The sequence below is a fragment of the Thalassospira sp. UBA4513 genome, assembly GCF_002388495.1.
GTDB classification, from domain to species: Bacteria; Pseudomonadota; Alphaproteobacteria; order Rhodospirillales; family Thalassospiraceae; genus Thalassospira; species Thalassospira tepidiphila.
Map to the genome: position 1 here is coordinate 112,043 of NZ_DGMR01000023.1, position 14,573 is coordinate 126,615.

The following is a 14,573-nucleotide window of genomic DNA, read 5'->3' on the forward strand; positions in this document are numbered from 1 at the left end:
AGCCAGAAGAACAGATGCTTGTCGCCGGTAAAGTTGAACCGCGAAAAGGCATAAGCCGCGGGCAGGGCGACCACGAGCGAGATCACCACGTTGATACCGACATAGATCATCGAGTTGATATAACCCGTGTACCATGCCGGATCGGTCAGGATGGTTGCGTAGTTGGCCAATGTCGGATTGTCCGGGAACAGGGTCATTGCGCCCAGGATTTCCGTATTGGTCTTGATTGACATGTTGAACAGCCAATAGATCGGAACCAACAGGAACAGGATATAAAGAAGAAGTCCGATATGTCGTTTCTGGAACTGCATTTTATTGTTCCCCCTGCTTTCCGGCGTTCATCACGACGGTATAGAAAACCCAGCAAACCAACAGAATGATCAGGAAGTAGACCAGCGAGAAGGCCGCAGCAGGACCAAGGTCAAACTGACCGACTGCCATCCGGGTCAGGAACTGGCTGAGGAAGGTGGTTGCGTTACCCGGACCGCCACCTGTGAGGACGAACGGTTCGGTATAGATCATGAAGCTGTCCATAAAGCGCAGCAGGACACCGATCACGAGAACCGACTGCATCTTCGGCAACTGAATGAAGCGGAACACGGCCCAGCGCGATGCACCGTCAATCTTGGCCGCCTGATAATAGGCATCCGGGATTGACCGCAAGCCAGCATAGCACAGCAGCACAATCAGGCTTGTCCAGTGCCAGACATCCATGACAAGCACCGTGATCCACGCGTCCATCGGGTTCTGGGCATAGTTGTAATCAATGCCCATCAGATTGATGACATAGCCACCCAGACCAATGTCTGCACGGCCAAAGATCTGCCAGATGGTGCCAACCACGTTCCATGGAATAAGCAGCGGCAAGGCAAGCAGCACCATCGATGCCGAAACGCCCCAGCCCTTGCGCGGCAGGGTCAGTGCAACCGCAATGCCCAGCGGAATTTCGATGAATAGAACCGAAAGGGTGTAGATGATCTGACGCAGCAGCGCATCATGCAGGCGACTGTCGCCCAGAACCTGTTCAAACCATTCGGTACCGACAAAGAAACGCGTCTGCGGATCGAAAATGTCCTGAACCGAATAGTTCACAACCGTCATCAGCGGAATGATCGCGCTGATGGCGACGATAAAGAACACTGGCAGGACGAGGAACCAGGCCTTGTTGTTGGTAATCTTGTTCATTTCCCCATCCCCCCTTACGCGACCAACTGACTGTCGGCGTAAAGCTTGGTCCATTCCGGCGCAAAGCGCAGAATGCCGGACTGGCCGACAACCTGTTCGTCTTCGCCGAGCTTGACCTTGATTTCAGATGCGCCGAACCGGGTGGTCGCGATCTTGAACTGGCCAAGGTCTTCGACCTTGGTGATGTTAACTTCGATCCCGTCTGATCCCTTGTCGGCGTTGCCGGTTTCAAGGGTCAGGAATTCGGGACGAATGCCGAGTTCAAGCTTGCCGGTCTGTTTGGAAACGGCTTCAAGGTGACGGTCCGAAAGACCGATCCGCTGACCATCAACCCAGGCCGCACCATCATCGATCTTGCAATCCATAATGTTCATGCCGGGGCTTCCGATGAAGTAACCGACAAAGGTATGGGCCGGATTTTCAAACAGTTCCTGCGGGGTGCCCAGCTGCACGACCTTGCCGCCATACATGACGACAACCTTGTCGGCAAAAGTCAGAGCTTCGACCTGATCATGGGTGACATACACCATGGTCGGGCGCAGCTTGTTGTGAATTTCTTTAAGCTTGCGGCGCAGAACCCATTTCAGATGCGGGTCAATCACCGTCAGCGGTTCGTCAAACAGAATGGCCGAAACATCGTCACGCACCAGACCACGCCCCAGCGAGATCGTCTGTTTTTCATCCGCACCAAGGCCGCGCGCCTTTTGCTTGAGCTTGCCGGTCAGATCCAGCATGCCGGCAATTTCACGCACACGGGCATCAACGCGCTTTTCATCAATGCCGCGATTGCGCAGCGGGAAGGCCAGGTTGTCATAGACCGTCATGGTGTCATAGATCACCGGGAACTGGAAAACCTGTGCGATGTTGCGCTCTTCCGGGGCAAGGCTTGTGACATCCTTGCCATCAAACAGGACCTGCCCATGTGACGGGGTCAGAAGGCCGGAGATGATGTTCAGCAAAGTCGTCTTGCCGCAACCCGACGGGCCCAACAGGGCATAAGCACCGCCATCTTCCCAGACATGCTCCATGCGACGCAGGGCATAGTCCTCGTCCGTTTTCGGATCGGGGAAGTAGGAATGCGCAAGGCTTTTAAGATCAATACGTGCCATTTTCTTACTCTTCCCTCACGCCGCTTTGCCGTTTGAAATTTCGACCGGCGGGGCGGCCACGAGCGCACCATTCGCATCAAAGGCAAACAGGCGTGTCGGATCGACATAGAACTGGGTTGCTTCGCCAAGGCGCGGATTGTGAACGCCTTCTTCCTGGATCACCCAGGACACATCATTGAAATGGACGTGGACAAAGGTTTCCGAACCGGTGATTTCGGCCAGTTCGACCTGTCCCTGCATCGCGATCGTGTCATCCCCGGTCGGATCAACCGACAGGTGGTTGGCGCGAATGCCAAGGGTGTAATCGCCATTGGACAGGTTCGCCAGATGCCCTTTCAGCGGCACCTGATGGCCGCTTTTCATAAAGATCGCGCCATCGCGGACTTCGGCTTCAACAAGGTTGATCGGCGGATCGGAAAAGATCAGGCCGGTCTTGACCGAGGCCGGGTTGTGATAAACCTCGGTCGTCGGACCAAACTGGGTCATCCGGCCTTCATGCATCACCGCGCACTTGCCACCCAGCAACAATGCTTCCATCGGCTCGGTCGTGGCATATACGACAATGGTGTCGCGCTCGGCCAAAAGGTTGGGGATCTCTTCGCGCAGTTCTTCGCGCAGCTTGTAATCCAGGTTGACCAGCGGTTCGTCAAGCAGCAGCAACTTGCAATCCTTGACCATGGCGCGTGCCATGGCGGTACGTTGCTGCTGACCACCGGAAAGTTCCTGTGGCAGGCGATCAAGCAGATGTTCGATATGCATGAGTTCGGCTGTCGAACGCACACGCTTTTCGATTTCTGCCTTATCAACGCCCTGCAATTTCAGGGGGGATGCGATGTTGTCAAACACGTTCATCGACGGATAGTTGATGAATTGCTGATAGACCATGGCGACATTGCGTTTCTGCACGGCCATGCCGGTTACATCAGCATTATCAACAAGGATGCGGCCCTTGGTCGGCGGCTCAAGCCCCGCCATAATCCGCATCAGCGTCGTCTTCCCGGCAAGTGTCCGCCCCAAAAGGACGTTGAACGATCCCGGTTCGAGCGTCATCGACACATCGTCGATATGGGTCTCCCCACCCACGGTCTTGGTTATGTTTTCAAGCGTAAGGGTCATTTTCCACTGTTTCCTTCGCCCGCTTTCACGGTGTTTTTTGATGTCGGTTCGGTTTTGAACCATTGGACAATGGCATTACGCGTCTCATCCGAAAGGTGCAGCCCCAGTTTGGAGCGGCGCCACAAAATATCATCGGCCGTTCTGGCCCATTCGTGATCCACCAGATAGCGCAATTCGCACTCGTATACGTCGTCACCGAAGTGCTTTCCAAGCCCTTTCAGATCGCTGGCATCGCCAATGATCATATTGGTGAGTGTGCCGTAGTTTTGCACGTAACGGTATAGCTGTGCTTGTGCAATCCAGGGAAACTTCTTGTGCATCGCAGTAAGATAGCGTTCGAAATCCGCATCGGGGATATCGCCGCCCGGAAGCGGTTTGTCCGCGGTCCATCTTGTATCGTTGCTGCCAAGTAGCGGGCAAAGCTTGCTCATCGCTGATTCCGCAAGCTTGCGATAGGTGGTGATCTTGCCGCCATAGATGTTTAGAAGCGGCGCACCATTATCGGCATTTTCGCCCCGGTCAATTTCCAGAACATAATCGCGGGTTACCTGGGATGCGTCTTCGCTGCCATCGCCATACAGCGGACGGACACCGGAATAGGCCCAGACAACGTCATCGGTGGTGATTTTCTTTTCGAAGTAGGTATTGGCAAGTTCGCAAAGATATTTGGTTTCATCTGCGCTGATCGCGACCTTGGCCGGATCGCCTTTGTAATCACGATCGGTCGTGCCGATCAGGGTAAAGTCCTGCTCATAGGGGATGGCAAAAACAATCCGCCCGTCCGGATTCTGGAAGATATAGCAATAGTCATGGTCAAACAGTTTTGGCACCACGATGTGGCTGCCCTGAACCATACGAATGCCTTGTTTCTTCTTGGCCTCAACCCGTTTTTCAAGAAGCTCGGCACACCAGGGACCTGCGGCATTGACCAGTGATTTGGCCTGAATGGTTTTTTCCGACCCGTCGTCGATATTGCGCAGTGTCACGGTCCAAAGGCCATTTTCGCGTTTGGCCGATACACATTCGGTGCGGGTTTCGATATCGGCCCCGCGATCACGAGCATCCATGGCGTTCAGCACCACAAGGCGCGCATCCTGAACCCAGCAATCGGAATAGACAAATGCCTTGTCCATTCCCTTGACCAATGGCGCACCGGCCGGGTGGGTGGCAAGCTTGATGCCCTCGGACCCGGGAAGTTTTTCACGACCGCCAAGATGGTCATACAAAAACAGGCCAAGCCGGATCATCCATGCCGGGCGCAGACCCTTGACGTGGGGCAGGACAAAGCGAAGCGGCCAGATGATGTGCGGGGCGGCACGCAAAAGAACTTCGCGCTCAATCAGCGCTTCACGCACAAGGCGGAATTCATAATGTTCAAGATACCGCAGGCCACCATGGATCAGCTTTGTGCTGGCCGACGAGGTCGCGCTGGCAAGGTCATCCTTTTCACACAGATAGACGCTTAGCCCACGACCTGACGCGTCACGCGCAATGCCCGTGCCATTGATCCCACCACCAATAATGGCGATGTCATATGTTTTTGGAGTGAGCAACCGATTCCTCCCCAATTGCTCTTATTTGTGACAGCTGTTCTCAACTGCCATTCTGTTCTTTCACAAACGTTACGAACGCCCCAAAATAATTGCAAGCGAAAATTATGGCTGTTTGGAATTTTCATTAACGAAACTGAATTTCTGAAATGTAACAGATTGTAATCATTGGAGGATTGAACAATTCCCTTGTTGGGCAGCAGGCAAATCTTTGTTTCTTTCGTTTGCAATCAGGGCGGAAAATCCATTGGAATCGGTTGAAACTGAAAAAATAAGCGATGAAAGCCGCCAAATATGCGGGGCTGAATATCAAAACTCTTTTGCGATTGAAAATGATTATCATTGTTGTTAGCTTGCGCTTCCGGGTTGCCGTGTGATCGGAAATCGCATTGTGGCCCGACGCGACAATTCGCGACAAAGCGTGACCAAGCGACAGCAGATGATCCAAATATGAAGCCCTGGCAGAACACGCTCTCAAAACTGTTTGAGGACCACCGTCGGCAACTGGTCTCGATGGCCAATCGTCGTATCGGTGACCGTGAGACGGCGGATGAAATTGTTCAGGACGTCTATGCCAGACTGTTGCTTTCGGGGGATCACGGCACGGACGAAGAAAACGTCAAGGTTCTTTATGCGTCTGTGCGCAATGCCGTGATTGATCATCATCGCAGCACAGCGGGGCGCACAGGGCTCATGCGCCGGATCTTGCCCGTTCAGCTATGGCAGAGAGAAACATCATCCCCGCACGATCATGCCCAGTCGCGTCAGGCCCTCTCGGCACTGGATCGGGCCTTGCTGGAACTGTCCCCCAAAGCGCGCGAGATGTTTGTTTTGCATCGGGTCGAAGGGGTTTCAAACGCAAAACTGGCGCAGAAATACGGAATATCTGTCAGCGCAGTGGAAAAGCAACTTGCACGCACCATGCGCCATTGCCAGCAACGCCTTGAAGCCTATCGGGATACAGATTGAAAAGTTTGAGCCAAACGGCATGAGGATATTTTGTTCTCAGCCGTTTATTCGTTATAGAAATCGCATAACAGCCAGTACCGTGTGGACCGATAACAGATCAATGCAAGGCGACGTTAAACTGACCGAGGCGCAAAAGGACGAAGCAGCCCTTTGGCACGTAAAGCGTGCAGGTGGGGCGCTGACGGCCTCGCAGGAGCAAGAATTTGATGCTTGGCTCAATGCCGACACAGGCAACCGCCTTGCCTATGATCAGATGCGTGTTCTTTGGGCGCAGGTCGAAGAGCCAGCCCGCCGCATTGCAGTCAGAGACGCCGGGCAGGTGCCAGTTTGGCAAAGGATGCTTGACTGGTTCTCTCCGCTACGGACTGTGACGTCATGTGCGGCGGCGGTGGCGGTATTGGCGATGGTTGCCTTTCTTAACCCCGATGCCCTGGAAAATCTTCAGGCTGACATTGTTACCGATGCCGCGGTGGTAACCGAGATGCGGTTGTCGGATGGATCCGTGGTTTTTCTTGCCGCCAACAGTGCGATTGCCATCGATTTTGAAAACGGGAAACGGGATGTCGAACTTTTGCGTGGTCAGGCATTTTTTGATGTCATGCATCGCGATGGAGACAGCTTCCGGGTTCGGGCCGGTATGGCAACAGTCGAAGTGGTTGGGACGCGCTTTAATGTTGATCACCTAACGCAAGACACACGGGTCGGCGTTGAAGAGGGTGCTGTTCGGGTGTCGACCGGGGCCGATACAGGCAGCGTTATGCTTGGTCCAGGGGATGCGGTGGCAGTCGGGGCTGGCGGGCTACACGCCAAGGAGGCCGACGATATTGCATCCGTGCAAAGTTGGATGCATGGGCGTCTGAGTGTTCAGAACGTGCGTCTGGATGATCTGGTTGCGCGTATTGATAACTTCGCACCGGGCCGTCTGATGGTTTTGGGCGATATCGGAAACAAAACCGTTTCGGGCAGTTTTCCGACCAATGATGTTGCCAGATCCCTTGAAACGCTTGCCGTTGCGGTGGGTGGATCGGTGATCAAAACATCACCTTGGTTGACCATTATTTATTAAGATTGCGAAAAATTCGCAAAAAAAGTGCTTCCTCATGTGAGGAGTCTATTTTCCCGCTCGTTTGTTTTTCTAGGTGCAGGGGGACCTGCCTGAAAAACCAATCTCAGAATGGAGCGGGAATTTGTATTCCAAGCAGGCAAAATCAAAAAAGAATATCCTGATCTCGGCATTGTTGATGACGTCCTCAATCGGTCTGCCGACCGGTTTGATGGCGGCGGAAACCAACACTCAAACCGTGCCGGGCAAACAGGTCGAAGTCGCGCAAGCACTTTACAGCTTTGATCTTAGTGTCACGTCAATCGCCGAGGGTATCAGCCAGATTGGCGATGTTTCCGGCTGGAGTATCGCCTATACCATCGATCTGCCGGAAATCACCGAACCGCGCGAAATTCGCGGCGAGTTTTCTGTCCCGGGCGCAATCGAAATGCTTCTTCGCGGAACGGATTTATCCTATCGCGCAATCGGCAGCCGTTCGCTGATCATTACCGACGCAAGCACGCAGAGTAATGCCAGCGGCGAAATGGTTACCGATCCGGTGATTGTCGAGGCCACCGGTGCACAATCCGATCTTGCCCCGGCCTATGCTGGCGGGCAGGTGGCAACCGGCGGACGACTGGGCATGCTCGGCAATACCGACATCATGGATGCTCCGGTCAGTATTACGAGCTACACCAGCGACTATATCGCCGATCAGCAGGCGGAAACCATCGCGGATGTTCTGCAAAATGACCCGTCTGTGCGTGCGCCGAATGCCGAAACGGCCAACCTCGATACCTATCAGATCCGTGGTTTTGGCGTTAATCTGTTTAATACCGGCGAAGTATCGTTCAACGGTGCCTATGGGGTGGCGCCAACCTATCGCGTGATGTCCGGTTTGGCAGAGCGGATCGAAGTCGTCAAAGGTCCCAATGCGTTGCTAAACGGCATGTCGCCCACCGGTGCTGTTGGTGGGGCGATCAATATCGTGCCCAAGCGGGCCGGTGAAAAGGACCTGACACGGACAAGCGTTGATTACGGTCGCGGTGAACAAGCTGGCGGCGACATTGATTTCAGCCGCCGCTTCGGGGCCAATGATGAGTTTGGCGTTCGCTTTAACGGTGGTTATCACAATGGCGATACGTATCTGGATCGGCAGACACGTGAAGCATCCCTTGGTGCGCTGGCCCTTGATTACGAGGGGGATCGTTTCCGGGCATCGGTTGACCTGATTGATCAGCGTGAAAACCTCGATGCGCCTGCACGTGAACTGCGTTTCAATTCCGGCTTTGCCATTCCCGACGCGCCTGATGGTTCCACCAACCTCATTCAGGATTGGGAATGGTCGGATGCAGTTGATCGCTCTGGCATGGTTCAGGCGGAATACGACCTGTTTAATAACGTTACGGTCTTTGCCAGCTTTGGCGGCGGGCGCACGGAACTTGATCGCCTGTTTGGCACGCCGACAGTTCAGAATGCGGCCGGTGACTATATTGATGACGGTCTTTCCTATCGCCGCTTCCAGACCGACCGCTGGTCGGCCAGTACAGGTGTCAGGGGTGAATTTGAAACGGGTGAGGTCAAGCACAAGATCTCGCTTCAGGCCACGCGGTATGAAGACGAACTTCGTCAGGGCATCAGCAATGCCGGATCCAACCCGTCGGCCAACATTTACACCACGGCTGCGGTTGCGCCGATTGCCGTCAGTGCCCCGGCCAGCAAGCCCAAAACATCTGCATCGGAACTAACCGGCTTTGCATTGGCCGATACGCTGTCCTTCCTTGATGAAACGGTTCTCGTCACCCTTGGGACGCGTCATCAAAGCATTGCTGTTGATAATTACAGCAGCGGTGTTGTTAGCAGCTCCTATGACGACAGCGAAATCAGTCCGATGGCAGGCATCGTTGTTAAGCCGACTGAAACTGTGTCGGTTTACGCCAACTATATCGAGGGCCTCAATCAGGGCGATATTGCACCCAGCAGTGCCGCCAACGCGGGCGAAGCGATGGCACCTTATGTCGCCAAGCAGATTGAAACAGGCATCAAACTTGATTTCGGGAATATTGGCGGTTCCATCTCTGCCTTCCAGATCACGCAGCCGGACGGTGATACCGATGACGGCACCAATATCTTTACTGCCGATAACGAACAGCGAAACCGTGGTATCGAGCTTAATGTCTTTGGCCAGGTGACGGATGATATTCGGCTGCTTGGTGGTGTGATGTTCCTTGAATCGGAAATCAGCAAAGCCGTCAACGCAGATGACTTGGGCAAGCGGCCGGTTGGAACGCCTGAAATGCAGATCAATCTTGTTGGCGAATGGGACACCCCGTTTGTCGATGGTCTGACACTAAGCAGTACGGTCACACACACATCGTCGCAATTTGTCGATACCGCCAATACTCAAGACATTCCGGAATGGACCACGCTTGATATCGGTGCGCGTTACAAGACTGAACTTTACGACACCCCCGTAACCATTCGGGCGACGGTTCAGAACGTCACCGATGAAAGTTACTATTCGGGTGTGAACCAGTGGCGCTTCGTCTCGTTGGGCGCTCCGCGAACAGCACTGTTGTCGCTAACCGCGGACTTCTGATGTGACCGGATACGTGATTGGAACAAACAGGAAAATCCATCTCCTGTTTGTCCTGCAACTGGTGTCGATGGGTGCCATGGAAATGAGCGGGCCGTTCTGGCCCGTTCATCTGCGTTCGCTCACCAGTTCAGATGATCTGTTCACACTCGCCAGCATCGGCGTTTATGTCGGGCCGATGCTGGGCATCATGTTGACCAGCACGTTTTGGGGACGGGTCGGGGATCGGTTCGGCCACAAGGCGATGATGATACGGGCCCTTTTTGGCTTGGCCGCGACCCAGCTTGCATTGGCCTTTTCTGGTGACGTTTTTTCGATCCTGATCTTACGGTTTTTGCAAGGGGCCTGTGCCGGATATATCGCACCGGCCCAGGCGTACGGGGTCAGCATCGAAAGCCCGGCACGGCGGGCAAAGCTGTTTGCCTATTTGCAGGTATCGACCAATCTCGGTTCGCTGTGCGGGGCGTTGTTTGGTGGTGTGATCCTTGATCTTGCCAGCTTCTTTTGGATCAACTTTTCGGCGGCCATCCTGTGTGCACTCTGCATGATTTCGGTTTGGGTGTTGCTTCCGACTGTCGCCGCTCCGGTGCGGCCTAAGACAGGTGACAGACCGGATACCAAGCCGAGCATCGTGCGATCGCCACAGGTCATTTCCTTGCTGACGATCATCGGCGTTCTATTGCTTGGCCGAATGGTGACGCAATCGCCGTTTCCGATTTATGTCCTGCACACTTTTGATGTCGGCAACTGGGTTGTTGGCCTGTGTTATGGCCTGTTGGCACTGGGCTTTGTCGCAACGGCGTCTCTTTGGGCGCGCTATTTCGAAGGACGCTCCGCGCAAAACGTTCTGGGGCGCATGTGTCTGGTGATTGCCGGATGCATTGTCGTGACCGTGACGGCCGGGCTGACCGGATCGGTCACTGTTTTTGCCGCGATGTATTTCCTGTGGGGAACGCTTTTGGGTGCGACCACGCCGGTTTTGACCGCACTGGTGTCACGCAGCGCGTCTGATCATCAGCAGGGATATTTGCTGGGACTGGCGCAAAGCACAGCCCAGTTTTCATCGATTGCCGGGATCGCAATTGGCGGCTGGTTCGCGCAGGTTTCCGGGCTTTCAAACATCTATTTTCTCGTCGGTTTTGTCTATTTCGTCGGCTTGGTGCTGACCGCTGTGACGCGGGTTGGTGTCGGTCGTACGACAAATCCGACTGAGCTATCAGGGGAGTAAAACGAGGATGCGTAAACTTTCACAGATGCTTGTGTTTATGGTTTTGGTTCTGATTGGGCCGATGCCAGCACAGGCCGAAACCATCACGGTAACCGATATCGCCGGGCGCGAAGTTGCGGTCAATGTCCCGATAAAACGTGCCATCCTTGGCGAGGGTCGCCAGCTTTACATCATTGCCGCCCTTGATCGCGAAAATCCGGCGGCGCGCATTGTCGGTTGGCGCAAGGACCTGATCGAAGCCGATCCGGCGACCTATCAGGCCTATCTTTCGAAATTCCCCGCATTTGCCGATATCCCGGCCTTCGAGGGGCTGGAGCAAAGCCTGATTGATATCGAAACCACGATTGCGCAAAAGCCTGATATCGTTTTCCTCAATCTTGAAACCAAGCGCGCGGTGGAAGAAGCCGCCTATATCGAAAAGCTTGGAGCCCTTGATATCCCTGTGGTCTATGTCGATTTTCGTAACAGCCCGGAAGTCAATACCGAACCCTCCATACGTTTGTTCGGAAAACTGTTTGGCAAGGAAGACCGTGCCGAGGAATTTATCGCGTTCCGTGCTGAGGAAATCGCAAAAATCACTGATCGTCTGGCCAGTGTGAAACCGGAACGTCCAAAGGTATTCATCGATCGTGCCGCCGGGTTTTACGAGGATTGTTGCCATTCATTTGGCGATGGCAATTTCGGTGCGATGGTTGAAATGGCCGGTGGCGACAATATTGCCAAGGATCTGATCCCTGGCACTTTCGGGCAGATCAATGCCGAACAGGTCATTGTTTCCGATCCGGACCACATCATTGTCACCAGCGCGATGTGGGATGTCTATGTGCCGGGCGGCAAATGGGTTCCAGTTGGTCCGGGTGCCGACCCGGACGAAATCGTTGAAAAACTGAAATTCTATCCGACACGCCCGGCTTATCTCGGCATCAAGGCGCAAAAGACCAACGCATTTCATGCGGTCTGGCATCAGTTTTACAACAGCCCCTATCAGTTCGTCGCCATTCAGCAGATGGCCAAATGGTTTCACCCCGAACTGTTTGCAGATATCGATCCCGATGAAACCTTCAAACAGCTTCATGACCGGTTTCTGCCGATTGATTATCAGTCGGGCTATTTCGGGACACTGTCGAACTAGGTGTGTGTTGGCGCATAACACAATAACGCGATGACTGGCCATGGCGGGAGCAACACTGTTGTTCCCGCTTTTTTGCGCAAATATCGCAGGTTCTGCTAATCGGCGGTGATTGGCTGTTCTTTGATGAAATCTTCTAGCAAAGCAGGCCTCGGCCCCGGTTTGCGATTGCTATTGGGTAAATATCCCGCAAAAATGTGGCATCCACCACGGAGCAGACTAGATAAAGACCAGAATGCGATCATGTCGCTCCCAATAATGCTTTCCGGAGGCACTCAAATGATTTCGCTTAAAGACCCCAGTCTTTTCACCCAGCAGGCCTATGTCGGCGGGGAATGGGTCGATGCCCCAGACGGGAAAACCGCCGAGGTAACCAACCCTGCAACCGGTGAAGTGCTTGGCACCGTGCCGGTTCTTGGCCGTGATGAAGTTGCGCATGCCATTGATGTCGCCGAAAAGGCGCAGAAGCTTTGGAAAAAGCGCACCGCCAAGGAACGTGCGGGCATCCTGATGAAATGGTACGACCTGATGATGGAAAATCAGGATGACCTCGCCGCCCTGATGACGGCAGAGCAGGGTAAACCATTGACCGAGGCCAAGGGCGAGATCGCCTATGGCTCATCTTTCCTGCAGTGGTTTGCCGAAGAAGCCAAACGCGTCTATGGCGATGTGATCCCGACCTTTGCCGAAGGTCGCCGTGTGATGGTTCTCAAAGAACCGATTGGTGTGTGTGCCGCCATCACGCCATGGAACTTCCCGACCGCGATGATCACCCGCAAAGCCGCCCCGGCATTGGCCGTTGGCTGTGCAATGGTGGTCAAACCGGCGATGGAAACACCGTATTCCGCCCTTGCCATGGCCATTTTGGCCGAACGTGCCGGTCTGCCCAAGGGGCTGTTGTCCATCGTTACCGGTGATGCGCCGGTGATCGGTGCGGAAATGACCGAAAATGCCAAGGTCCGCAAACTGACCTTTACCGGTTCGACCGCGATTGGGCGTTTGTTGATGCGCCAGTGTTCCGATACCGTCAAAAAGGTCAGCCTGGAGCTTGGCGGCAATGCGCCGTTTATCGTCTGTGAAGATGCCGATATCGATGCGGCGGTCGAAGGTGCGATTGCGTCCAAATACCGCAACGCCGGCCAGACCTGTGTCTGTGCCAACCGTCTGTTCGTCCATGATGCAATCTATGACGAGTTCGCCGAGAAATATGCCGCCAAGGTTGCCAAAATGACCGTTGGTAATGGTGCGGACGAAGGCGTTGTGATCGGACCGCTGATCACGGAAAAGGCCGTCGAAAAGGTCGAAAGCCAGATTGCCGATGCGGTTGCCAAGGGGGGGCGTATCCTGACGGGTGGCAAGCGTCACGAAAAGGGCGGCTCGTTCTTCCAGCCGACCGTGATTGCCGATGCTACCCGCGAAATGACCGTCTTCCGCGAGGAAACCTTTGGCCCGATGGCACCGCTGATCCGCTTCAAAACCGATGACGAAGTACTTGAGATGGCCAATGATTCCGAGTTCGGTCTGGCATCCTACTTCTATTCGCGTGACATCAACCGGATCTGGAAACTGGCCGAAGGCCTTGAAAGCGGGATTGTCGGGGTCAATACGGGCATCATCTCGACCGAGGTGGCACCGTTTGGTGGCGTCAAACAATCCGGTGTCGGCCGTGAAGGATCGAAATACGGTGTCGAGGACTACCTCGAAGTCAAATATGTCTGCATGGGCGGCGTTGACGAATAACGCTTATCCCCCCAGAAGGCATACCAAAAGTCAGAAAAGAAAAAGGGCGCTGCAACTCGCAGCGCCCTTTTGTATTGAAAGCCACAAGGCCCGCATTCAGACATCAAAGATGTTTTTCTTGCGTGCGCCAGAGGCTTCATCCTGTTCGTCCTGCTTGCCGGTAATCGACTGCGACGAGCCGCTTGGCAGTTCGGACTGCAATTCGGTAAACACATCAAACATGTTCGGGTTAAACGCGATCCGCGCCTGCAGACGGTCGCGGCGCTCATCGGCGGTTTCATCCCCGTCGGCTGATTTGCCAAGTTCGGCCTCGGCAACGCTGTTACCGTTCAGGCGCTGCTCGATGGCATCGGCAATGACCTTTTCGATGGCCTGGCGATCATCAGCATCCATTTCGGCCAGTTTCTCTTCATCAAGGCCCATGCTTTGCAGGATCTTCGCACGCAATTCTTCGATCTTGCGTTCCTCAATTTCCTTCACATAGGTCGTGAAACCATGTTCGCGGATATAGGCCAGCTCGGCATTTTCTTCCTTCTTCTTTTCGGGAAGCGGGACGGTGTTCGATGAAATGGTCTGGCGGAAACTGGCCGCACTTTTGGCGCTTTGTGCGGTGTTGGTGACAGCAGCCAACGTTTCATACAATCCCATCAGAAACCTCCATGGGGAAAAAGATGCCGGTTGAAATTCATTCTTCTGTTTTCGTTGCAAACCCTGTGCCGTGCTAAGCGGGCACGTTTTTCCCGCCTGTTTGGTCAGCAAGACCGGTTTGAAAATTCCCTTGTAAATCAGAGGTATGAACGCATTGCACAGAAAAATTTTCGAAAACGAATTGTTTTTTGCCGCGATTTTTTTCTAAATAGAGCGATAAAACCAATGGCATCGTCATGTGGACGGGCCGCAACGCATCAA

The 14,573-nt window shown here is 54.1% G+C and carries 11 protein-coding genes and 1 pseudogene; 6 read left to right on the top strand and 6 right to left on the bottom strand.

Translation table 11 applies throughout. The annotated features are described in order from the left end of the window. The 5 genes and pseudogenes from B2T33_RS09585 to glpD form a co-directional block, all read right to left on the bottom strand. A pseudogene (locus B2T33_RS09585) lies at positions 1–311 on the bottom strand (carbohydrate ABC transporter permease); the annotation flags it as partial. 1 nt (position 312) lies between these two features. Continuing rightward, the gene (locus B2T33_RS09590; RefSeq protein ID WP_197147091.1) at positions 313–1,185 is read right to left on the bottom strand and encodes a carbohydrate ABC transporter permease; all 873 of its coding nucleotides are present in this window, start codon (positions 1,183–1,185) and stop codon (positions 313–315) included. Between the two features lie 14 nt (positions 1,186–1,199). Further along, complete coding sequence (locus B2T33_RS09595) at positions 1,200–2,294, bottom strand: ABC transporter ATP-binding protein (RefSeq protein ID WP_064788364.1); 1,095 nt, start codon at positions 2,292–2,294, stop codon at positions 1,200–1,202. Between the two features lie 15 nt (positions 2,295–2,309). Continuing rightward, positions 2,310–3,410, bottom strand: coding sequence for an ABC transporter ATP-binding protein (locus B2T33_RS09600; RefSeq protein WP_008890107.1), 1,101 nt, complete (start codon positions 3,408–3,410; stop codon positions 2,310–2,312). Continuing rightward, positions 3,407–4,963 carry a glycerol-3-phosphate dehydrogenase gene (glpD, locus tag B2T33_RS09605; RefSeq protein WP_064782497.1) on the bottom strand — a complete coding sequence of 519 codons (1,557 nt, stop codon included), beginning with the start codon at positions 4,961–4,963 and terminating at the stop codon, positions 3,407–3,409. Before glpD ends, B2T33_RS09600 begins: the two co-directional genes overlap by 4 nt. A 447-nt stretch (positions 4,964–5,410) precedes the next feature. On the opposite strand from glpD, the gene B2T33_RS09610 reads away from it, so the two are divergent. The 6 genes from B2T33_RS09610 to B2T33_RS09635 all read left to right on the top strand — a co-directional run bounded on the left by B2T33_RS09610 (position 5,411) and on the right by B2T33_RS09635 (position 13,664). Beyond that, positions 5,411–5,929: an RNA polymerase sigma factor gene (locus B2T33_RS09610; RefSeq protein ID WP_197147092.1), complete on the top strand. Its 519-nt coding sequence runs from the start codon at positions 5,411–5,413 to the stop codon at positions 5,927–5,929. 100 nt (positions 5,930–6,029) lie between these two features. Continuing rightward, positions 6,030–6,995, top strand: a complete 966-nt coding sequence (locus B2T33_RS09615; protein WP_286791800.1) for a FecR family protein — start codon at positions 6,030–6,032, stop codon at positions 6,993–6,995. Positions 6,996–7,116: 121 nt separating this feature from the next. Then, positions 7,117–9,570 carry a TonB-dependent receptor gene (locus B2T33_RS09620; protein ID WP_286791801.1) on the top strand — a complete coding sequence of 818 codons (2,454 nt, stop codon included), beginning with the start codon at positions 7,117–7,119 and terminating at the stop codon, positions 9,568–9,570. A gap of 1 nt (position 9,571) precedes the next feature. Then, positions 9,572–10,795, top strand: a complete 1,224-nt coding sequence (locus B2T33_RS09625; protein WP_286791802.1) for an MFS transporter — start codon at positions 9,572–9,574, stop codon at positions 10,793–10,795. Positions 10,796–10,802: 7 nt separating this feature from the next. Beyond that, the gene (locus B2T33_RS09630) at positions 10,803–11,927 is read left to right on the top strand and encodes an ABC transporter substrate-binding protein (protein ID WP_286791803.1); all 1,125 of its coding nucleotides are present in this window, start codon (positions 10,803–10,805) and stop codon (positions 11,925–11,927) included. Between the two features lie 276 nt (positions 11,928–12,203). Beyond that, positions 12,204–13,664, top strand: a complete 1,461-nt coding sequence (locus B2T33_RS09635) for an NAD-dependent succinate-semialdehyde dehydrogenase (RefSeq protein WP_008890100.1) — start codon at positions 12,204–12,206, stop codon at positions 13,662–13,664. Positions 13,665–13,760: 96 nt separating this feature from the next. On the opposite strand, the gene B2T33_RS09640 is transcribed toward B2T33_RS09635, so the two are convergent. Beyond that, positions 13,761–14,312 carry a hypothetical protein gene (locus B2T33_RS09640; protein WP_286791804.1) on the bottom strand — a complete coding sequence of 184 codons (552 nt, stop codon included), beginning with the start codon at positions 14,310–14,312 and terminating at the stop codon, positions 13,761–13,763. Positions 14,313–14,573 lie beyond the last annotated feature (261 nt).